Genomic DNA, 21014 nt, shown 5'->3' on the forward strand with positions numbered 1-21014 from the left:
GCGCGATGCTCACGCCGCGGCTTTGAGGTAGCTGTTCCAGCCGCCGTCGGGGCGCACTCCGACGTCGAGCGAACGCAGCTTGTCGAGGACCTTCGGGTCCTGGACGTCCAGCCAGTCGACGAACTGCCGGAAGGAGACGAGGCGTACGTCCTTCTGGCCGGCTATGTGCTTGAGCGCCTCTTCGACGGAGTCCATATAGATCCCGCCGTTCCACTCCTCGAAGTGGTTGCCTATGAAGAACGGCGCCCGGTTCGTCTCGTATGCCCGGTTGAAGCCGGCTATGTAGGCCTCGGCCGACTGCTTGCGCCAGCGCGGGTAGTTGTAGGCGGGCGCCCTGGTGGTGTTCACCGACTGGTTGGCCAGCATGTTGTAGTCCATCGAGAGGACCTCGAAGCTGTGCCCGGGGAACGGCACGGCCTGGAGCGGCAGATCCCACACCCCGCCCCGCTTGGAGGGCCAGCGCTGCCGGCCGCCCGGCGACGAGGCGTCGTAGCGCCAGCCGAGCTCGCGGGCCGTGGGCAGCAGGTTGTCCTGGCCGAGCAGACAGGGCGTGCGGCCGCCGACGAGTTCCTTCTCGTAGTCGAAGGGCAGCGAGGGCAGGTCGTGCCAGCCCGTATTCGTGCGCCACTCCTTGACGAACGACTTGGCCTGGTCGATCTCGCTGCGCCACTGCGCCGGGGTCCAGTTGGCGACGGTGCCGGTGCCCGCGCAGAAGTGGCCGTTGAAGTGCGTGCCGATCTCATGGCCTTCCAGCCAGGCCTGGCGGACGTACTTCAGCGTCTCCTTGATGTGGGCGTCGGTGAGGTAGCCGATGTCGGAGGCGCCGACCCCGTTGTTCGGCGGGCGGTACAGCCGCTTCTTCGACTCCGGCAGCAGATAGAGGCCGGAAAGGAAGAACGTCATGTGCGCGCCGTGGTTCTCGGCCAGTTCGAGGAAGCGCGGGAAGAGACCGTTGCCGACCTCGCCCGCGCCGTCCCAGGAAAAAATCACGAACTGCGGCGGCCGCTGGCCGGGTTCGAGGGGGACGGGCGTGCCCGGCTGGTTCGGCTGCTTGCCGGTGTACGACGTCGAGCCGTCGCCGATCGGCCGGGCCGCGGGCTTGTCGGGCTTACCGGGCCCGCCCTTGGACCTGTCGCCCGGCGGCACGGACGTCCCGCCGCTCTGCCCGTTGCTGGTACCGCACCCGGCGAGCGCGGCGGCCGCCGCCCCCGCTCCGAGCCCGATCAGTCCCCTTCGTGTGATGTCCGGCATGCCCTGGTCCCCATTCGTCGCGCCCCGTTCCCGTACGAGACGGGCACCCCCTTAGAGGGCACGACGAACACTGCGGTTCCGGCAGGGAGAACAAAATTGGGCAATGCCGACGGCCATACGCCGGATACGCCGAGTGCCGAAGGCGCTACGCGCCGAACGCCTTGTCCTTCCCCTTCACGGCCCCTTTTCCAAGACGAGGCTGCGCGCCCGCGAGAAGATGGGCGGGCACGAGATCGCGCGCGGGCTCCGTGTAGCCGACGGACACGATCTTGTCGCCGCGATAGGTGAACGTCGTGAGCGAGGCGAGCGTGCACTGCCGCTTGCGCGGGTCGTGCCACAGCCGACGCTTCTCCACGAAGCTGCGCACGATCCAGATCGGCAGCTGATGGCTGACGCACACCGCCTCGTGACCCCGCGCCGCGTCCTTCGCCGCGTCGAGGGCGCCCATCATCCGCACGACCTGCTCGACGTACGGCTCGCCCCACGACGGCTTGAACGGGTTGACGAGGTGCTTCCAGTTCTCCGGCTTGCGCAGCGCGCCGTCGCCGACGCCGAACGTCTTGCCCTGGAAGACGTTGCCCGCCTCGATGAGCCGGTCGTCGGTCGCCAGGTCGAGCCCGTGCGCCTTCGCGATCGGCGTCGCCGTCTCCTGCGCCCGGTCCAGCGGCGAGGCCACGACATGGGTCACGTCACGCGAGGACAGGTGCTCGGCGACCCGGTCGGCCATCTGCCGGCCGAGCTCGGAGAGGTGGTAGTCGGGCAGCCGCCCGTACAGGATCCCCTCCGGGTTGTGCACCTCTCCGTGCCGCATCACGTGGACGACGGTGATGTCCTGGTCGGACTTGCCGGCAGTGGTCATGCTTGCGTGGCCTCCGCAGCCGCGCGCGCGGCACCGGGGAGCGCGGCGGCGATGCGCTCGACCGCCCGCTCGTCATGGGCAGTGGAGACGAACCAGGACTCGAAGGCCGACGGCGGCAGATAGACGCCCTGCGCCAGCATCGAGTGGAAGAACGCGGTGAAGCGGAAGGACTCTTGGCGCTTCGCGTCCTCGTAGTTGCGGACCTCGTTCTCCGTGAAGAACACGGAGAACATGTTCGAGGCGCTCTGCACGCGGTGCGCGACGCCCTCCTTGGTGAGCGCGGCGCCCACCAGGGTGCGCAGCTCCTCGGAGACCGCGTCGATCTTCGCGTACGCGGCGTCGTCGAGCAGCCGCAGCTGCGCGACACCGGCCGCCGTCGCGATCGGGTTCCCGGACAGCGTGCCCGCCTGATAGACGGGGCCCGCCGGGGCGAGGTGCCCCATGACGTCCGCGCGGCCACCGAACGCGGCGGCCGGGAAGCCACCGCCCATGACCTTGCCGAACGTCATCAGGTCGGGCGCCACCCCGTCGACGCCGTACCAGCCGGCCTTCGACGTGCGGAAGCCGGTCATGACCTCGTCGGAGATGTACAGCGCGCCGTTCTCGCGGCACAGGTCCGCGAGGCCCTGGTTGAAGCCTTCGAGCGGCGGCACGACGCCCATGTTGCCCGGCGACGCCTCGGTGATGACACAGGCGACCTGGCCCTCGTTCGCGGCGAACGCGGCCCGCACGGCGTCGAGGTCGTTGTACGGGACGACGATGGTGTCGCCCGCCTGGGCGCCGGTCACACCCGGGGTGTCCGGCAGCCCGAAGGTCGCCACACCCGAACCCGCGGCGGCGAGCAGCGCGTCCACGTGCCCGTGGTAGCAGCCGGCGAACTTGATCACCTTGGCGCGCCCGGTGAACCCGCGGGCGAGCCGGATCGCGGACATGGTCGCCTCGGTCCCGCTGGACACCAGCCGCACCTGCTCGACCGGCGCGATCCGCGCGACGATCTCCTCGGCCAGGGCGACCTCGCCCTCACCCGGCGTACCGAAGGACGTGCCGCGCGCGACGGCGTCCTGGACGGCCGCGATGACCTCGGGACGGGAATGGCCGAGGATCATCGGCCCCCAGGAGCAGACGAGGTCGACGTACTCGCGACCGTCGGCATCCGTGAGGTACGGACCAGTACCGGACACCATGAACCGGGGCGTACCGCCCACGGCACGGAACGCGCGTACGGGCGAGTTCACGCCGCCCGGCGTCACGAGGGCCGCGCGGTCGAAGAGACCCTGCGAGACCGGTGCTTCATAGGGGTACGGTGCGGTCGTGCCCGACGGCGCCGCCGCGGACCCGGGGATGTTGTTCGCCTCTGCCATGCCTCTCAGCGTACGGGCAGGCTCCCCGGAGCCCGGCTCATCCCCTGCTTCTCTGGCCACAGCGGGAACCGACTACCTAAACTCCCAGGGGATGGGCCGCTCGCGGACAGTTCACGCTGCACGCCGGCGCGGGGTTCGCTCCCCGGCCCGCGCAGGTGTTTCACCGCACGTTTCGGCGAGTGACCGTGGGGGAGGTCACTGACACGATGATCGGGTTGCGCGGTGGTGGCCGCGCGGCCTAGAAAAGGGGCGAGGCGCCCTGGAAAAGCAGTCGGGTGGAGATATGCATCGCGGTGGCGGACTGGGCGAGGGGACCGACGATCTGGGCCCCCGGCGTGCCCGGCGGGGAAAGCACCGGCGCGACGCGGAGGCGGCAGCGGCACCGGCGGAAGAAGCGGACGCCGGGCAGGCACTGGGCGGGACCGGGAGCAGGAATGGTGGCCGGGTGGGGGTGACGTACAAATACTTCGGCGCGCCCGACGGCGCCACGGCGGCCCGTGTCCCCATCTCGATGCGCCCCGAGGAGCTCGGCGGCGACGAGCTCGGCATGGGCGGCATGTTCACCAAGATCAAGCCGGAGACGATGGCCGCGATGGTCCTCACCGGCATAGAGGGCATACCCCTGCACAAGGTCCCCCCGCTGGAACTGGTCGTCCTGCACCCCGACTACGCGGTCGTGAAGCTGCCCATGACGGTCGTCGACCCGCTGCGCGGCGTCGGCGAGGAGGCCGTGGGCGCCGCGGCGTTCATCTGGTCGACGGTCCCGGACCGCGGCGGCCCGCGCGACGCGTTCAACGTGTACCAACTGCTGCACGAATGGCAGGACTTCAGCCACCGGCTGCACGACGCGGGACACCAGGCCTACTGCCTCGTCTGGCCCTGACCGCCCACGCCACGCCCGCCGGCCTCAGTCCCGCTCCTGCGGCACCCCCCGCACCGTGAACCCGATCGCCGCTCCCCCGCCGTCTCGCCCCTTCGCGAACGGCACGCCCCCGTGGGCCGCCGCCACCTCCTGGACGATCGACAGTCCGAGGCCGGATCCGGGCAGGCTGCGGGCGGCCGGCGCGCGGTAGAAGCGGTCGAAGACCCGGTCCAGGTCCGAGGCCGCGATGCCGGGACCCCGGTCGAGCACCTCGACGCGCACGCCGTCCGGGAGGCCTCCCGTGACCACGATCTCGATCGGCTCGGTGCCGTCGCTGTCGAACTTGGCGGCGTTCTCCACCAGGTTCGACACCGCCCTCTGGAGCGAGGCCGGGCGGCCCAGGATCGCCGTGTCGCCCCGCGAACGCACGGTGACCGTGCGGCCCGTGCGGCGGCGCGCGAGGACCGCCGTGTCCTCGGCCGTCTCGGCGAGCATCACCTCGACGACCGGCTCGTCGTCCTCCTTGCCCGCGGCGAGCTCCACCAACTCGTTGACCAGATCGGTCAGTTCACGCGACTCCTGCGCGAGGTCGGCGATCAGCTCCTCGCGGGCGGCGGGCGGCAGGTCCTCTATACGACGCAGCAGCGAGATGTTCGTACGCAGCGAGGTGAGCGGCGTACGCAGTTCATGGCCGGCGTCCTGCACCAGGCGGCGCTGGTCCTCCATGGAGCGCGCAAGGCGCCCCAGCATCCGGTCGAAGGAGCGCCCCAGGCTGCCCACCTCGTCGCCGCCGGTGACCGGCACCCGCACATCGAGGTGCCCCGTGCCCGCCACGTCCTCCGCCGCCTCGGCCAGCCTGACCAGACGCCCCGTGATCCGGCGCGCCAGCCACCAGCCGACGAGTCCCGCCGCGATGATCACGGAACCGGCCAACAGGCCCGTGCGCTGCTGGAGTTCACGCAGCAGGTCCTCCGTGTCGCTGAACTCCTGCGCGACCTGGACCGCGCCGCGCCCACCGCCCAGCGACACGGCCGTCATCCGGTACTCGTCCCCGCCGATCTCCACATCGCGCCGCGACCCGCCCGTCTCCGCCCCGTCGGCCTCCTCCGTCACACCGGCGTGCGCCTCGTCGGCGGTGCGCCGGTCGGCCGCGTTCACCGGCAGCTGCGGGCTGCCGCGGTCGACGATCCGGCCGCCCGGCCCGAGGACCTGGACATCCGTACGAGCCGGCCGGATCAGGTCGTCGCGCGGCCCGTCGTGGTCCGGGTCGCCGGACGCGAAGTCGTACGGGGTGAGCTTGGTCTCCTTCACCTGCTGCCGCAGGTCGTGGACGACCTCGTCGAACACGGCCTGCTGGTCGACACGGACGAGGCGCGCCGCGGCGTCGTAGGAGAGGAAGCCGACCAGGACGGTGACGGCCGCAGCGACGGCCGCGAACGACACGGCGAACGTGGTCCGCAGGGACCGGGCGCGCGGCCGCCCGTGCAGGAACGCGCGCAGGCGGCGACGCGGCATCCTCAGTCCTCCCGCAGCACGTAGCCGACGCCGCGCACGGTGTGGATCAGGGAGGGGGCGCCGGGTTCGTCGACCTTGCGGCGCAGATAGCCGACGTAGACGGCGAGGTTCTTCGAGCCGGGGCCGAAGTCGTAGCCCCAGATGCGGTCGTAGATCGTGGCGTGGTCGAGGACGATGCCCGCGTTGCGCACGAGCAGCTCCAGGAGGTCGAACTCGGTGCGGGTGAGCTCCAGTTCGCGCTCACCGCGCCAGGCCCGCCTCGCCTGCGGGTCCATCCGGAGGTCGGCCGCGGCGACCTGGCCGTCCGGCCCGGTCGGTGCTGCGTCGCGCCCGTCGCCCGAGGCGGCGCCGTTGGTGCGGCGCAGCAGGGCACGGAGCCGCGCGAAGACCTCGTCCACGTCGAACGGCTTCACGACGTAGTCGTCCGCGCCCGCGTCCAGACCCGCGATCCGGTCGGGTGTCTCGACGAGCGCCGTCAGCATCAGGATCGGCGTGCGGTCGCCCTCGGCGCGCAGCACCCGGCACACCTGAAGGCCGTCGATGCCCGGCATCATCACGTCCAGGACGAGTATGTCGGGCGCGCTGCGGTGGGCCTGGGCGATCGCCTCCACCCCGTCGGCGACGGCCGTGACCTCGTAACCCTCCAGGGTCAGGGCCCGCTCCAGGGCATGGCGGATGGCACGGTCGTCCTCGGCGAGCAGCACGGTCGGGGACGCGGCGCGGGGCGTGGCGGACGCAGCGGTTGGGGACACGCGTTCCAGTGTGCCCCCCGCGCCTGGGGGCGTACCCCCTGACCAGGGGCCCGCCGGACGCCTTCTTACCCGCCTCTCACCCGGGCGCGAACGGCGGCTTACCTCGCTGGACCAGGCTGCCGCCGTATGTTGCGGGCACAGGGCCCGCCGGGAGGGCTGTCCATGAAGATCGTGTTCCTGCTGCACAACGCGTACGCGATCGGAGGGACCGTACGGACCACGCTCAACCTCGCCGCGGCGCTCGCCGGGTGCGGAGGCCACGAGGTGGAGATCGTCTCGATGTCCCGGCACCGCGAGGAGCCGCGCTTCACGGTCGACCCCGCCGTCTCACTGGTCCCGCTCGTCGACACGCGCATCGGCGGCGTCGACACGCGGTACGCGGCGTACGGGGAACCCGCGCAGGATTTTCCCGCCGCCGAGAAGCGCCACAAGCAGTACACCCGTCTGCACGATCTGCGCGTGCGTGAGTACCTGGAGCACTGCGACGCTGACGTCGTGATCGGTACGCGCCCCGGCATCAACGTCTATCTGGCGATGTACGGCCCGCGCACCGCGCTGCGCATCGGGCAGGAGCACCTGCGCCACGACGCCCACAGCAAGAAGCTCCGGGCGGTACTCGCCCGCCACTACCGCTCCCTCGACGCCGTCGTCACCATGACCGCGGCGGACGCCGAGGTGTACCGGGCGCGCATGACCCTGCCGGGTGTACGGGTTCTGTCGGTCCCGAACATCGTGCCGGAGGCGCCCTGTCCCCCGTCCGAGGGAACTTCCAAGATCATCGCGAGCGCCGGGCGTCTCGCGCCGGGCAAGCGCTTCGACCTGCTCCTGGAGGCCTTCGCGGCCGTCGCCGCGCAGGAACCCGAGTGGCAGCTGCGGATCTACGGCGGCGGGCCCGAGGAAGCGAAGCTGCGCGATCTCATCGCCGGGCTCGGGCTGACCGGGCGCGCCCAGCTGATGGGGGCGCGCTCACCCATCGAGCCGGAGTTCGCCAAGGCCTCGATCGTGGTGTCCGCCTCCGACGCGGAGTCCTTCGGGATGACGCTCGTCGAGGCCATGCGGTGCGGGGTTCCGGCCGTCAGCACCAACGCGCCGCTCGGCCCCGCCGAGATCATCACGGACGGCGTCGACGGCCGGCTCGTACCGGTCGGGGACGCGCGCGCCCTCGCCGAGGCCGTGGTCGACCTCATCCAGGACGCGCCGCACCGGCACGCCATGGCCCGCGCCGCGTTCGCGTCGGCCCGCCGCTACGACCCCGATCCGATCGTCGCCCGCTACGAGCTCCTGTTCGCCAAACTCCGTGAGACGCGGCGCCTGCGCTCATGGCAGCGGCTGCGCCACCGGGCGGCCAACTGGGCGCGGCGCAAGACCCGTTCGACCCGCGGCCCGGCCCGCACCGCGCCCGCGCGCGGTGCCCGCTCGGACCCACGCCCCACGTGACGCACGAGCGGGAAGGCACATGACGACCAACGACGCACACCTCGGCACCCCCACCCCAGAACCGGCCCGCCCGCAAGGCCCCAAGGCCCCCGGAGCCAAGCGGGACCGAGCCACCGAGGGCCGGGGAAGGCGGGCCGATCAAAACCGGCGGCGACCCGCCCCCCGGCCCGACCCCCACCCGAAGCCCGGACCGTCCGCATCCGGGCCCGGACCGTCCGCATCCGGGTCCGGACCATCCCTGTCCGGACCACCCCTGTCCGGACCGTCCCTGTCCGGGCCCGAGCCGTCCGCGTCCCGGCCCGACGCCCAGCCGGGTACGGCAGCCACCACTGCCCGACCGGAGACCGGAACCACGGCACGGAGGTGGGCCGAGCGCCCTTCCGCGCCGGGCCACTCGACGCCTCGGCGGCATCTCGCCCAGCCGCCCGGCCCGACAGCCACCGCCCACCCGGACACGGACCCGACAGCCTCCACCACCCGACCGGACACGGGCCGACCGGACACGGGCCGGCCGGAGACGGACCGACCGGAGGCCGGGGCCACCCGCCCGGGGGCCGACGCCGCAGCCATCACCACCCCCCGCCGCCACACCGGGCCCACCCCCGGCCGCCCAGCCACCACCGCCGCCCCCGGTGCCACATCCGGCGCCCCCGGAAGGCGTCCCCGCGCCACCCCGTGGCTCGCCCTCGTAGCCCTCGCCTACGCCCTCGTTCAGTGCTTGCTCGTCGTGCCGCCGCTTGCGCACGCGCTCGGGTGGGACGAGACCGTGTACGTGTCGCAGTACGACCCGCGTGTCCCCGCCGCCTTCTTCAGCGCGCCGCGCTCCCGCGGCATCAGCTTCCTGACCGCGCCGTTCATCGCGGCCACCCCGTCCGTGCCCGTCCTGCGCATCGGGCTCACGCTGCTCTCGTCGGCCGCCCTGTACGCCGCGTTCCGCGTATGGCGTCCTGTCGTCGGGGCCCGCACCACCGCCGTCGCCGCGCTGCTGTTCGCGGGGCTGTGGATCACCCAGATCTCCGGGCCTCAGGCCATGCCCAACCTCTGGGTCGCGTTCGGCGCGGTCGCCGCCACCGGCTGGTTCCTGCGCGCGCTGACCGGGCGCGAACCCCGCGCCCACTGGTGGCTCGCGGGCTGTGTCGCCGTGACCGCCCTGTTCCGCGCCCCGGACGCGGTCTGGCTCGCCCTGCCCCTGATCGCCACGGCCCTCTTCCGCAACCGCCGCACCTTGCCCTACCTGGTCGGCGGACTCGCGGTCGGCCTCGCCCAGTGGGTCGCGGAGGCGTACATCCGCTTCGGCTCAGTACAGGACCGGCTGCACGTGTCGAGCGCCACCGAGGGCGACATGGGCCTGCACCTCAACTTCGACAACGCCTGGTCCAGCCTCAACGGCCCCCTGCTGTGCCGCCCGTGCACGGCGACCCTGGACTCCCCCGGCCTCACCCTGTGGTGGCTGGCCCTGCCCCTGCTCGCCGCTGCCGCGCTCGCCTGCGCCATGCGCGAGCGCCGGCTCCTGCCGACCGCGCTCCCCATGGCCGTCGCCGCCGCGCTCTCCGTGCCGTATCTGCTCATGATCGACTACTCGGCCCCGCGCTTCCTGCTCCCGGCCTACGCGCTCCTCGCACTGCCGGTCGCGGGCCTGGTCACGCGCCTGAACTCGCGCCGCGCCCTCGTCCTCGCAGGACTGCTCATCGCGGCGCAGCTCGTCTCGCAGGCCACTGTCCTGACGCAGGTCACCGCGTCCACCGCCCTCACGAACGAGCGCTACCGCGCCGCCGCCGACGGACTGCGCACCCTCGGCCTGCGCCCGCCCTGCCTGGTCTCGGGCCCGCGCGCCCTCCCCATCGCCTACGACGCGGGCTGCGCCTCCGCCCAGGTGGACGGCAACAACATCTCGACGACCGTCGCGGGCCTCCTCGGCCGCGCCGCCAAGGTGCCGACCGCCGTCCTCACGGAAAAGGGACAGCGCCCACCGCACTATGCGCGCGACTGGACGCCGTATCCCCTGCACCACACTCCCGGCTGGACGGCCTGGCTCGCCCCGGCCGGCCCGCAGGGCCCGTAACCCGACGGACGACGCCTACTCCGCCCGCAGCGCGGCAAGCTGCCGCTCGAAGGGGATGACGTCGTCGCCCCACTCCACCGGCGCCGGGCGGGCCGCCGCGAGCCCGGTCATGAGCCGGGCGAGCTCGCCGCCCGCCCGTTCGACGCGCTGCTCGAGACCCTCCGCTCCCCAGTCCTGCGACGCCGCGTACACGGCGGTCGGCACGACCACGGCCCGCAGGTACGCGAACAGCGGACGCATCGCGTGCTCCAGGACGAGCGAGTGCCGCGGCGTGCCGCCGGTCGCCCCGACGAGCACCGGCTTCCCGGTGAGCGCGTCCTTGTCAAGCACGTCGAAGAACGACTTGAACAGACCGCTGTACGAGGCCGAGAACACCGGCGACACGGCGATCAGGCCGTCCGCCCCGGCCACCGCGTCGAGCGCCTCCCTGAGGGCGGGCCCGGGGAACCCTGTGACCAGGTTGTGGGCGATCTCGACGGCGAGGTCACGCAGCTCGACGAAGGTCACGTCCACGTCGGCGCCCGCAACCTGCGAGGTCACCGCCTGCGTGAGCCGGTCCGCGAGGATCCTGCTGGACGACGGGGCGCTGAGTCCCGCCGTCACGACGACGAGCTTCATGCCGCACTCCCTTCCGATACGTCGGCCTGGGCGGCGACGCGCGACGCGTGCGTCGGCGCGTCCGGCACGTTCGCCGGACGGTTCTTCGCGAACTCCTTTCGCAGCACCGGCACGACCTCCTCGCCGAGGATGTCGAGCTGCTCCAGGACGGTCTTCAGCGGCAGACCGGCGTGGTCCATCAGGAACAGCTGGCGCTGGTAGTCACCGACGTGCTCCCGGAAGCCGAGGGTCCGCTCGATCACCTGCTGCGGGGATCCCACGGTCAGCGGGGTCTGCGAGGTGAAGTCCTCCAGGGAGGGGCCGTGTCCGTAGACGGGCGCGTTGTCGAAGTACGGGCGGAACTCCCGCACCGCGTCCTGCGAGTTCTTGCGCATGAACACCTGGCCGCCGAGCCCGACGATCGCCTGCTCCGGCGCACCGTGCCCGTAGTGGGCGAAGCGGCGCCGGTAGAGGTTCACCATCTGCTTGGTGTGCTCCATCGGCCAGAAGATGTTGTTGTGGAAGAACCCGTCGCCGTAGAACGCGGCCTGCTCGGCAATCTCGGGGGAGCGGATCGAGCCGTGCCACACGAAGGGCGCAACCCCGTCGAGCGGGCGCGGCGTCGAGGTGAAGGACTGCAGCGGCGTACGGAACTTGCCCTCCCACGTCACGACGTCCTCGTCCCACAGGCGGCGCAGCAGGGCGTAGTTCTCGACGGCGAGGTTGATGCCCTCGCGGATGTCCTTGCCGAACCAGGGGTAGACGGGGCCGGTGTTGCCGCGGCCCATCATCAGGTCGACGCGGCCGTCCGCGACGTGCTGGAGCATCGCGAAGTCCTCGGCGATCTTCACCGGGTCGTTCGTGGTGATCAGCGTCGTGGAGGTGGAGAGGATCAGGTTCTCGGTGCGGGCGGCGATGTAGCCGAGCATCGTGGTCGGCGACGACGGCACGAAGGGCGGGTTGTGGTGCTCGCCGGTGGCGAAGACGTCGAGCCCGACCTCCTCGGCCTTCAGGGCGATGGCGAGCATGGCCTTGATGCGCTCGTGCTCACTCGGCGTACGGCCCGTCGTCGGATCGGCTGTGACGTCACCGACGCTGAAGATCCCGAACTGCATGGTGCTCACCCTTCGAGGTTGTTGACGATTCAACTATACCCTCGAACGGTGACGGCCCCGCCTCTATTCCTCGGGGGTCCTCAGCTCACCGGCGCCGCCCACCGCGGATCCCGCCCCGTCGCCGCGAGCAGCCGCTCGAACGCCGACGCCCCCGCGGGCTCCGGCACCGCCTCCCCGAACACCCCCATCGACCGCGCCGTCGGCGCCAGCTCCGCGACGGTCCCGGCCAGCCGCTCCACGACGGCGAGCGCCTCCCCCTCGGGCACGTACGCCTGCCCCGTCGCCCGCGCCAGGTCCCAGACATGCACGGTCAGATCGAGCAGCACCATGGAGCCGACCGTGGCCGCCGGCATGTTCATCGCGCCGGTCGTCCCCTCCTCGGCACCCGGCGCCGACCAGGCCGCCACCAGCTTGTGGGCCTCCTCACCGAACCGCTCACGCCAGTCGGGCCCCTCCGCCACCCGGTCCGCGGACTCCGTGAAGGCCGAGAAGTCGACGTCCTGCTTCGCGGCCAGCCGCTGGAACTGCTCCATCACCTGGAAGAGGTGGTTGACCAGGGCCTTCACGTCGAATTCCGCGCACGGCGTCGCCGCTTCGAGACGGCTGTCGGGCAGGGCGCGGACGACCGGGACGGCCCGCTCCACGGCCACGTCCAGCAGATCGCCGATACCGCGCGGGTCCCCGGCACTCCCGTTGTTCCCGTGGATGTCATTCATGGCGCCAAGCTACGAGCCCGAACCCGGCCCGTCTTGAAGAAAGGCGACATACGATCCGGCCATGGCCGCACCCAGCCGTGGCACCCGCGGCATCGTCGACCCGAACGAGCTCCTGACCCGCGTACGGTTCCGCCGCCACGAGCCCGCCGAGCCGCTGCGCCACTACGTCGAGAACTACTGGTTCATCGACTGGGACCTCTCCGAGCCCTACGCGTCCCACATCGTCCCGCACCCCTCGGTCAACCTGACCTTCGAGCACTACGACGACGAGGGCGGCGCCGAAGGCCCCGGCGGACCGCCCGTCGGCGTGGTCACCGGCGTCGCGCTCGGCCTGTTCACCAAGAAGCTGACGGGCCGCGGCCGGGTGTGCGGGGTGAAGTTCCGCAGCGGAGGCTTCCGGCCCTACGCCCCTGACGTGCCGGTCATCCACTGGACCGGCCAGGAGCTGCCCGTGGGCGACGTGTTCACCGGCGCCCCGCCCGACATCGCGCGAGCGGTCACCGGCCCCGACGACGAGCACGCGCGCGTGGCCGCGCTCGACGCCTTCCTGCTCGCCCGCGCCGCCGCCGACGACCCGCAGGCCGACCTCGCCATGGGCCTCGTCGACCGCATCCGCACCGACGCCACCGTGCACCGCGTCGGCGAGTTCGCGGCCGCACAGGGCCTCTCCGTACGGGCCCTGCAACGCCTCTTCTCCGCCTACGTCGGCGTCGGACCGAAGTGGATCATCCTGCGCCACCGCATCCACCAGGCTCTGGAACGCGCCGACTCGGACGCCGCCGTCGACTGGTCCGCCCTCGCCGCCGACCTCGGATACGCCGACCAGGCCCACCTCGTCAGAGATTTCACCGGGACCGTGGGCGTGCCGCCGACGGCCTACGCACCGAGGAACCGATGAGCCGATGAGCCGAAGACGCACAGCACCGAACGCAGGACGGCCGGGGAAAGATGGCGCACATAGGCCTCGCGCCCTGGGCGACCTGCGGCCCCTCAGCCGAGCTTCTTCGTGAAGTGGAACGCCGTGATGTCCATGCGCTCCCGCAGATAGAAGCGGTGCGCGTCCGTCCGGCGCGTCCCCGAGTCCAACTGGAGCGTGCGGCAGCCCAGTTCACGCGCCCGCTCCTCCAGGTAAGCGAGCAGCGCCCGGCCCACACCGCCCGACCTGGCCCGCTCGGCGGTCACCAGGTCGTCGACGTACAGCTTGCGCAGCGCGCTCGTGTTGGCGACCACGCGCCACCCCGCGACGCCCGCGCACGACCCGTCGTCGGTGTACGCGGCCGTGAACCGCAGCCCCTGCGGGTACCCCTCCGCGTACACCTCGCAGAACAGCTCGCCGGTCAGGTGCGGGCGCAGCTCCTGGAGCACGGGCAGGACCTCGGCGCCGAGGCGTGGATCGCCGGGCTCCATGTCAGTGATCTTCATGCCCGAACGATAGGAGCCCCGCCCGGGGCTGCACACCCCCGTCTCAGTAGGAGTCGCCCAGCTCACAGGAGTCAGAAGTAGTAGACGTCCCCGGTGTCCAGGGCCAGCACCTTGTGGGTGCTGTTCTGCGGATTGTGGTCTGCGGTGCCTCCGCTCCACATCGTGTCGATCCGCACCGTCACCTCCGAAGGCGCCCCGGCCAGCCGCACCGACACCCGGATCCGCCTGCCCCAGCTGTCCGCCGGCAGCGCGCCGGTCCGGCACAGGACCGTCTGTGCGCCCGCCCGCACACACATCGGCGGCAGCCCCCGCATGGCCGTGACCGGCGCCGACCAGCGCAGCCGCAGCGTGGCGTCCGCCACCGACGACGGACCGTGGTTCTGCGGGATCAGCCGGGTCTCCACCCGGCCCCCGGACATGGCGACCTGCCCGTGATACGCCAGATCGACCTCCTGAACGGGCCGCGGCCTGGGCCCGTCGGCAACGGCGGGACCGGCCCCCAGCACCACGGCGGCACTCAGCCCGACAACCCCGAGCCCACGCCCGACCCCACGCCCCACACCACGCCTCACACCACGCCTCACCAGCATGTTCTCTCCGCCCTCTCGTCCTCCGCCACAGATCACCGACCACGAATCACCGGTCACGGCCAGGCGGGTCTCCTGATGTATCCCACGCATCCCGCCCCGCAGGCGCCGTCCAACAGGTGACGGTGCGACCGCCGCACAGAACCGGCATGGCAGCCTGTCCCGCATGCTTGTCGCCCGCTCCGCCCTCCTCTTCGTCGTCGCCGCCCTCTTCGAGATCGGCGGCGCCTGGCTCGTCTGGCAGGGCGTGCGCGAACACAAGGGATGGGCGTGGATCGGCGCGGGCGCCATCGCCCTCGGCATCTACGGCTTCGTGGCCACGCTCCAGCCCGACGCCGAGTTCGGCCGCATCCTCGCCGCCTACGGAGGCGTGTTCGTCGCCGGTTCGCTCGCCTGGGGCATGGTCGCCGACGGCTACCGGCCCGACCGCTGGGACGTCACCGGAGCCCTCATCTGCCTGGCCGGCATGGCCGTGATCATGTACGCGCCCCGCGGCGGCCGGTGACACCACCGCGCGCCGCCTGCCTATCCTGGCGGGAGTCGATCGCACGTCCGACTCACGTCCGAGGAGCAAGTCCATGACCGCCGCCGCGCCCGCAGCCGCCTCCCGCATCGCCGTCATCACCGGCGCGAGCAGCGGAATCGGCGCAGCCACCGCACGACAGCTCGCGGCGGCCGGATACCGGGTCGTGCTCACCGCGCGCCGCAAGGACCGCATCGAGGCGCTGGCCGCCGAGATCAACGACGCGGGCCACCAGGCGGCGGCCTACGCGCTCGACATCACGGACCGCGCCGCGGTCGACGAGTTCGCCACGGCCTTCAAGACCATCGGCGTCCTCGTGAACAACGCGGGCGGCGCGCTCGGCGCGGACCCCGTGGCGACGGGCGACCCCGCCGAGTGGCGCCAGATGTACGAGACGAACGTCATCGGCACGCTGAACGTCACCCAGGCCCTGCTCCCCGCGCTCACCGCGAGCGGCGACGGCACGGTCGTCGTCCTCTCCTCCACGGCCGGGCACGGCACGTACGAGGGCGGCGCCGGCTACGTGGCGGCCAAGCACGCCGAGCACGTCCTCGCCGAGACCCTGCGTCTGGAGATCGTCGGCACCCCGGTCCGCGTCATCGAGGTCGCGCCCGGCATGGTCAAGACCGAGGAGTTCGCCCTGACCCGCTTCGGCGGCGACACCGAGAAGGCCGAGAAGGTCTACGCGGGCGTCGCCGAACCGCTCTCGGCGGACGACGTGGCCGACACCATCACCTGGGCGGTCACCCGCCCCAGCCACGTGAACATCGACCTGCTCGTCGTCCGCCCCCGCGCCCAGGCCTCCAACACCAAGGTCCACAGGGAGCTGTGATGCCCCACGACCACCAGGAGTCCACCGACCCCCTGGAAGCCCTGGAACGCGAACACGACGAGCGCCGCCGCGAAGAGGAAAAACGCGGCGAGCGCCACATGTGGTGGTACCTGGCCTACTTCCTCTTCGGCATCCACCTGGTGGCCCTGGTCATGATCTACGCGGTCACCCACGCGAAGTAGCTGAGTAGCTGACTAGCGAAGCAGGTGCGCGCCGAGGGCGGTTCAGCCCTTCACGCAGATGACCTGCTTCAGCTTCGCGACGACCTCGACCAGGTCGCGCTGCTGGTCGATGACCTTCTCGATCGGCTTGTAGGCTCCCGGGATCTCGTCGACGACGCCGGAGTCCTTACGGCACTCCACGCCCCGCGTCTGCTCCTCCAGGTCCTTCGTCGAGAACTGCTTCTTCGCGGCGTTCCGGCTCATCCTGCGGCCGGCACCGTGCGACGCCGAGTTGAACGACGCCACGTTCCCGAGGCCCTTCACGATGTACGAGCCCGTGCCCATCGAGCCCGGGATGATCCCGTACTCACCGGAACCCGCACGGATCGCGCCCTTCCGGGTGACGAGCAGGTCCATGCCGTCGTAGCGCTCCTCCGACACGTAGTTGTGGTGGCAGGAGATGACCGGCTCGAACGTCGGCTTCGCCTTCTTGAACTCGCGGCGAATCACGTCCAGGGAGAGCGCCATCATGACCGCGCGGTTGTACTTCGCGTATTCCTGCGCCCAGAACAGGTCGTTGCGGTACGCCGCCATCTGCGGGGTCTGCGCGATGAACACCGCGAGGTCCCGGTCGACCAGGCCCTGATTGTGCGACAGCTTCTGCGCGACGCCGATGTGGTGGTCGGCCAGTTCCTTGCCGATGTTCCGCGACCCCGAATGGAGCATGACCCAGACCGAATTGTCGGTATCGAGGCAAAACTCCCAGAAATGATTCCCGCTGCCGAGCGTCCCCATCTGCTTCGCGGCCCGTTCCTCCCGGAACTTCACCGCGTCCGCGACCCCCTCGAACCGCCCCCAGAAGTCGTCCCAGGCCCCCGTGCCGAAGCCGTGCAGCCGCCCCGGATCCACCGGGGCGTCGTGCATACCGCGGCCCACCGGGATCGCCTGCTCGATCTTCGAGCGCAGCCGGGACAGGTCCCCGGGAAGGTCGTTCGCCGTCAGGGACGTCTTCACCGCCGACATGCCGCAGCCGATGTCCACGCCCACCGCCGCCGGGCAGACCGCGCCGTGCATCGCGATGACCGAGCCGACCGTCGCGCCCTTGCCGAAGTGCACATCGGGCATCACGGCCAGACCCTTGATCCACGGCAACGTCGAGACATTGCGCAGCTGCTGCATCGCCACGTCCTCGACCGACGCCGGATCCGTCCACATCCGGATCGGCACCTTCGCCCCCGGAACCTCTACATACGACACAGTGTCCTCGTTTCCCCCGTACGCTCCCGTACGTTCGCGTACTTGATCAAAAGTCGGTAATCGCAAATACCGGCGCCAAGGTCAACGAATGGGATATCGGACCGGCGTCCACAGCAGTGCGTGCGATACACATTGTGTCCATCGGCCGTCCTGCGACGGCAACCGAATAAGCACGTCCGACGACGTGTCACCTTGTCGAGAGGGGCCATCACCGTGCAGCGGAAGGCGTACGTACCCGGCGTCGCCGCGCTCCTCGCAGCGCTGCTCACCGGCTGCACCGGAGGTTCCGGGGCCACCGGTGACGCGACCGACTCCAAGCCCGGCGACGTCGGCACCAGCGCCGTGGCCGCCCGGCCCGGCAAGTACCGAACCCTGCCCGAGCCGTGCCGGCAGCTCGACAAGGGCACCCTCGACAAGATGCTGCCCGGCATCAAGGAGCTCCCCGAGGGCGAGCAGCGCGACAAGGCGTACGAGGGCGCGGCCACGGTCACGTACGACACGGACCGGCGCGTGGGCTGCCGCTGGAAGGACGACGGGGCGGACGCGACGCATCGTCTGCTGATCGACTTCGAGCGGGTCGTGTCCTACGACAACACGGTGAGCGACGACACGGAGGCCCGCCAGGTCTTCACGTCGAAGCGGACCGAAGCGCATCTGCCGGAGCCGGTCCCGACGGACACGACGTCGCCGACCACCTCCCACTCCTCCTCCGCCGGCACCGACAAGGACACCGCGGACGCCGAGAACGGCACCGAGAAGGGCGCGGCGGACGAAGGGGAGAACTCGGACAAGACGGATGAAGAGGGCTCTGAAGAGGCGTCGGTCGACGCCTCGTCGAGCCCGTCGGACGACTCCGTGCCCGGCGCCGACCTGCAGCCCCGCGTTCTCGAAGGACTGGCCGACGACGCGTTCCTGGACGACCAGCTGACGGCGTCCGCGTCGGCGGGCGGCCACCGCACGGTGACTGTGGTGTTCCGCACGTCCAACGTCATCGTGACCATCGAGTACGAGCAGCAGCCCGGCCCCGCCGCGGAGGTGCCGGACAGCAAGGAAATGCAGGACAGGGCGCAGGAACTGGCCCGGAAGCTGGCCGGGACGCTGGGCGGGTAACCGGTGGTACCGCGGGTGCGCGGGTCCGCGGAAGCGGAGCCGTGCTGCCCGGCTTGGGCGTACGGTGGCCCATCGGACCCGGGCCGCACCTCTCGGGTACGTACCAGGCAAACCCGGAGAATAAGGAACCATGCACCGACCGACCAAGCGACTCACCCGCATATTTGTCTGCGCAGCCGCCGTGCCGGTGATCCTCGTGGCATCCGGCTGCTCCTCCGGCTCGGACTCCGGCGACGGGGCCGACAAGGGCTCTTCGAAGGCGTCGGCGTCCGCGAGTGACGCGGCCGCCAAGGTGAAGGCGGCGGCGTACGACTCGCTGCCGCAGCCGTGCGCCGCGATCTCGAAGAAGACGCTCGACGATCTCGTCCCTGAGGCGAAGTCGGGCAAGGCGGGCTCCTCCGACGACGAGTCGGTGCGGGGCACCTGCTCCTGGTCGAGCCTCGACAACAAGGGCGTGCAGGGGTCGCAGTTCCGCTGGCTGAACGCGTCGCTGATGCGTTTCGACTCAGACGCGGCGCGCGGCAGCGGCAACAAGCTGGCGCACGAGTACTTCACCAAGCAGGTGACCGACGCGCAGTCCACGGACGGCGCGAAGTCCCCGAAGTCGGAGCCGGTCAGCGGCACGGGCGACGAGGCGACGGCGGTGACGTACGAGCTGAAGAAGAAGGAAGGCACCTTCAAGCAGCAGACGGTCGTCACGCGCGTCGAGAACGTCGTCGTCACGATCGACTACAACGGCGCGGGTCTCGCGGGCGAGAAGGCGCCGGGCGCCGACGAGCTGGTGAAGGACGCCGAGAAGGCGGCGAAGGACGCCGTCGCGGCGGTCGTCGCGGCGAACGGGGCGGGTGGCTCGGACACCGCCGGTTCCGCATCGGCGAAGCCGTCGGACAAGGCCTCCTCGAAGCCGTCGGGCAAGACGTCCGACAAGTCTTCCGCGAAGCCGTCCGAGAAGTCGTCCTCGAAGACCTCGGCCACGCCGTCGGACAAGGCGTCCTCGAAGTCGTAACCACGTAGGCAGTCGGCCGCCAAGTGGCCCTCCGTGGCCTCCGGTCGGCGCCGAGCAGGCCTCAACTCACTTGCCGGTCACGCCTTTTGCGGAGCCCGGTCCCTTATGGGGCCGGGCTCCCGCCGTACCGGGCCACGGGCCCCCGCGCCGATGTGCGAGGCTGTTGCGCGCAACAAGGCGTACAGGGAGGGGAGCACGGGTGGCTGTGCCACAGCTGACGCGGACGCACCGCATACTCATCGGCGTGGTCGTCGCCGGAGTGGTGGTCATCGCCGGCATCGGTTTCGCGGGTTCCTACGCGGCCGTGCGCTCGCTCGCGCTGCAGAAGGGCTTCGGGAACTTCAGTTACGTGTTCCCGATCGGCATCGACGCGGGCATCTGCGTGCTCCTCGCGCTGGACCTGCTGCTGACCTGGATCCGGATCCCGTTCCCGCTGCTGCGCCAGACGGCGTGGCTGCTCACGGCGGCGACGATCGCGTTCAACGGCGCGGCCGCCTGGCCGGACCCGCTGGGTGTGGGCATGCACGCGGTGATCCCGATCCTGTTCGTCGTCGGGGTCGAGGCCGCGCGGCACGCGATCGGCCGCATCGCGGACATCACCGCCGACAAGCACATGGAGGGCGTGCGCCTGACGCGCTGGCTGCTCTCCCCGCTGCCCACGTTCCTGCTGTGGCGCCGCATGAAGCTGTGGGAGCTGCGCAGTTACGAGGCCGTCATCAAGCTGGAGCAGGAGCGCCTGGTCTACCAGGCGCGGCTGCGGTCCCGCTTCGGCCGCGCCTGGCGCCGCAAGGCTCCCGTCGAGTCCCTGATGCCGCTGCGCCTCGCGCGCTACGGCGTCCCGCTCGCGGAGACCGCCCCCTCGGGCCTGGCGGCCGCCGGCATCGAGCCCGCGCTGCTGCCCCCGGCCCCGGCACCGGCCGCCCCCGTGCCCGTGCCCGAGCTGGAACGTCCCGCTCCGGCGGCCACCGGACCGCAGCCGGTCCCCGCCCGGCCCAGCACTCCGGCCGAGGCTGCGGCTGCCGCTACCGCCGGTGAGGAGTCGAGCCCGTGGTTCGCGACCCCACCGCAGGCGATGTCGTACGACGGCGGCTACGACCCGACGTACAACCCCGAGCAGCAGTACGAGCAGTGGTACGAAGAGCAGCAGGAGGACCTGGCTCCCGGCCAGGTCCAAGAGCAGTTCCCGGCCGAGGCCTTCATCCCCGCGCAGATGCAGGCACAGGCGCAGATGCAGGCACAGGCGCAGGCTCAGATGCAGGCGCAGGAGCCGGAGTTCCCCGTTCCGTCCGGGCCCAACCGCACCCGCCAGCTCGGTGAGGGCATCGAGACCGGCGAGGAGCCGCCGACGGAGGAGGACCTGTACCAGGTGTTCCGCAAGTCCATAGACGGCGAGGGCGGGCCCACCCCGGGCACGTTCCACGCGAACGTCGAGGCGACGTTCGGAACCAGCCTTGAACCGCGTGAACTGCAGCGCTACATGGACCTGTTCATGCAGCGGCTGAACAGCGAGTTCATCGAGGACCACATCGCCTGACCCGCCACAGACGCGAAAGGGCCGCACCGGAGCATCCGGTGCGGCCCTTTCCCTG

The 21014-nt window shown here is 71.3% G+C and carries 21 protein-coding genes; 10 read left to right on the plus strand and 11 right to left on the minus strand.

The features are described from left to right. Positions 1-9: 9 nt before the first annotated feature. The 3 genes from OHA58_RS14965 to hemL all read right to left on the minus strand — a co-directional run bounded on the left by OHA58_RS14965 (position 10) and on the right by hemL (position 3471). Entirely contained in the window at positions 10-1251 is a 1242-nt protein-coding gene (locus OHA58_RS14965; RefSeq protein ID WP_405479124.1) for a hypothetical protein, read from the minus strand. A gap of 145 nt (positions 1252-1396) precedes the next feature. Next, positions 1397-2110 carry a histidine phosphatase family protein gene (locus OHA58_RS14970; protein WP_383095284.1) on the minus strand — a complete coding sequence of 238 codons (714 nt, stop codon included), beginning with the start codon at positions 2108-2110 and terminating at the stop codon, positions 1397-1399. After that, complete coding sequence (hemL, locus tag OHA58_RS14975; protein WP_405479125.1) at positions 2107-3471, minus strand: glutamate-1-semialdehyde 2,1-aminomutase; 1365 nt, start codon at positions 3469-3471, stop codon at positions 2107-2109. The genes OHA58_RS14970 and hemL overlap by 4 nt, the downstream gene beginning before the upstream one ends. A 283-nt stretch (positions 3472-3754) precedes the next feature. Between hemL and OHA58_RS14980 the strand changes: the two genes are divergently transcribed. Further along, positions 3755-4354, plus strand: a complete 600-nt coding sequence (locus OHA58_RS14980; RefSeq protein WP_383997028.1) for a hypothetical protein — start codon at positions 3755-3757, stop codon at positions 4352-4354. Between the two features lie 24 nt (positions 4355-4378). On the opposite strand, the gene OHA58_RS14985 is transcribed toward OHA58_RS14980, so the two are convergent. Together OHA58_RS14985 and OHA58_RS14990 are read right to left on the minus strand one after the other, a co-directional pair. Beyond that, the gene (locus tag OHA58_RS14985) at positions 4379-5848 is read right to left on the minus strand and encodes an ATP-binding protein (RefSeq protein WP_405479126.1); all 1470 of its coding nucleotides are present in this window, start codon (positions 5846-5848) and stop codon (positions 4379-4381) included. A gap of 2 nt (positions 5849-5850) precedes the next feature. After that, a complete protein-coding gene (locus OHA58_RS14990) occupies positions 5851-6552 on the minus strand; it encodes a response regulator transcription factor (protein ID WP_376543288.1) in 702 nt (233 codons plus the stop codon). 210 nt (positions 6553-6762) lie between these two features. Between OHA58_RS14990 and OHA58_RS14995 the strand changes: the two genes are divergently transcribed. Both OHA58_RS14995 and OHA58_RS15000 read left to right on the plus strand, forming a co-directional pair. Then, a complete protein-coding gene (locus tag OHA58_RS14995) occupies positions 6763-8037 on the plus strand; it encodes a glycosyltransferase family 4 protein (RefSeq protein ID WP_405479127.1) in 1275 nt (424 codons plus the stop codon). A gap of 727 nt (positions 8038-8764) precedes the next feature. Continuing rightward, positions 8765-10099 (plus strand): hypothetical protein, encoded by a 1335-nt coding sequence (locus OHA58_RS15000; protein ID WP_405484982.1) that lies wholly within the window; start codon positions 8765-8767, stop codon positions 10097-10099. A 15-nt stretch (positions 10100-10114) separates the two neighbouring features. Here OHA58_RS15000 and OHA58_RS15005 read toward each other — a convergent pair whose 3' ends face one another. From OHA58_RS15005 to OHA58_RS15015, 3 genes are all read right to left on the minus strand, one after another. Continuing rightward, positions 10115-10717 carry an FMN reductase gene (locus OHA58_RS15005; RefSeq protein WP_405479128.1) on the minus strand — a complete coding sequence of 201 codons (603 nt, stop codon included), beginning with the start codon at positions 10715-10717 and terminating at the stop codon, positions 10115-10117. Next, positions 10714-11811, minus strand: a complete 1098-nt coding sequence (locus OHA58_RS15010) for an LLM class flavin-dependent oxidoreductase (RefSeq protein WP_405484984.1) — start codon at positions 11809-11811, stop codon at positions 10714-10716. Before OHA58_RS15010 ends, OHA58_RS15005 begins: the two co-directional genes overlap by 4 nt. Positions 11812-11891: 80 nt before the next feature. Further along, positions 11892-12527: a TIGR03086 family metal-binding protein gene (locus tag OHA58_RS15015; RefSeq protein WP_405479129.1), complete on the minus strand. Its 636-nt coding sequence runs from the start codon at positions 12525-12527 to the stop codon at positions 11892-11894. A 61-nt stretch (positions 12528-12588) separates the two neighbouring features. Between OHA58_RS15015 and OHA58_RS15020 the strand changes: the two genes are divergently transcribed. Beyond that, positions 12589-13425, plus strand: coding sequence for a DUF6597 domain-containing transcriptional factor (locus tag OHA58_RS15020; protein ID WP_405479130.1), 837 nt, complete (start codon positions 12589-12591; stop codon positions 13423-13425). Positions 13426-13517: 92 nt separating this feature from the next. Here the strand turns inward: OHA58_RS15020 and OHA58_RS15025 are convergent, their stop codons facing one another. Both OHA58_RS15025 and OHA58_RS15030 read right to left on the minus strand, forming a co-directional pair. Further along, positions 13518-13949: a GNAT family N-acetyltransferase gene (locus tag OHA58_RS15025; RefSeq protein ID WP_405479131.1), complete on the minus strand. Its 432-nt coding sequence runs from the start codon at positions 13947-13949 to the stop codon at positions 13518-13520. A gap of 71 nt (positions 13950-14020) precedes the next feature. Further along, complete coding sequence (locus OHA58_RS15030; protein WP_405479132.1) at positions 14021-14458, minus strand: hypothetical protein; 438 nt, start codon at positions 14456-14458, stop codon at positions 14021-14023. 244 nt (positions 14459-14702) lie between these two features. Here OHA58_RS15030 and OHA58_RS15035 point away from each other — a divergent pair, with 244 nt between their 5' ends. The 3 genes from OHA58_RS15035 (at position 14703) to OHA58_RS15045 (ending at position 16073) form a co-directional block, all read left to right on the plus strand. Continuing rightward, on the plus strand, positions 14703-15041 hold the full coding sequence (locus OHA58_RS15035; RefSeq protein ID WP_405479133.1) for a YnfA family protein: 339 nt from the start codon (positions 14703-14705) through the stop codon (positions 15039-15041). Between the two features lie 73 nt (positions 15042-15114). After that, positions 15115-15891, plus strand: coding sequence for an SDR family NAD(P)-dependent oxidoreductase (locus OHA58_RS15040; RefSeq protein WP_266673090.1), 777 nt, complete (start codon positions 15115-15117; stop codon positions 15889-15891). After that, on the plus strand, positions 15891-16073 hold the full coding sequence (locus OHA58_RS15045) for a hypothetical protein (protein WP_405479134.1): 183 nt from the start codon (positions 15891-15893) through the stop codon (positions 16071-16073). The genes OHA58_RS15040 and OHA58_RS15045 overlap by 1 nt, the downstream gene beginning before the upstream one ends. Positions 16074-16115: 42 nt before the next feature. Here the strand turns inward: OHA58_RS15045 and OHA58_RS15050 are convergent, their stop codons facing one another. Next, positions 16116-17309 (minus strand): RtcB family protein, encoded by a 1194-nt coding sequence (locus OHA58_RS15050; RefSeq protein WP_382613599.1) that lies wholly within the window; start codon positions 17307-17309, stop codon positions 16116-16118. A gap of 213 nt (positions 17310-17522) precedes the next feature. On the opposite strand from OHA58_RS15050, the gene OHA58_RS15055 reads away from it, so the two are divergent. The 3 genes from OHA58_RS15055 (at position 17523) to OHA58_RS15065 (ending at position 20959) form a co-directional block, all read left to right on the plus strand. After that, positions 17523-18419: a DUF3558 domain-containing protein gene (locus OHA58_RS15055; RefSeq protein WP_405479135.1), complete on the plus strand. Its 897-nt coding sequence runs from the start codon at positions 17523-17525 to the stop codon at positions 18417-18419. Positions 18420-18549: 130 nt separating this feature from the next. Continuing rightward, positions 18550-19425: a DUF3558 domain-containing protein gene (locus OHA58_RS15060; protein ID WP_405479136.1), complete on the plus strand. Its 876-nt coding sequence runs from the start codon at positions 18550-18552 to the stop codon at positions 19423-19425. Positions 19426-19624: 199 nt separating this feature from the next. After that, positions 19625-20959, plus strand: coding sequence for a DUF2637 domain-containing protein (locus OHA58_RS15065; protein WP_405479137.1), 1335 nt, complete (start codon positions 19625-19627; stop codon positions 20957-20959). Positions 20960-21014 lie beyond the last annotated feature (55 nt).

This window comes from Streptomyces sp. NBC_00009, from assembly GCF_045040855.1.
Taxonomy (GTDB): Bacteria; Actinomycetota; Actinomycetes; order Streptomycetales; family Streptomycetaceae; genus Streptomyces; species Streptomyces aureus.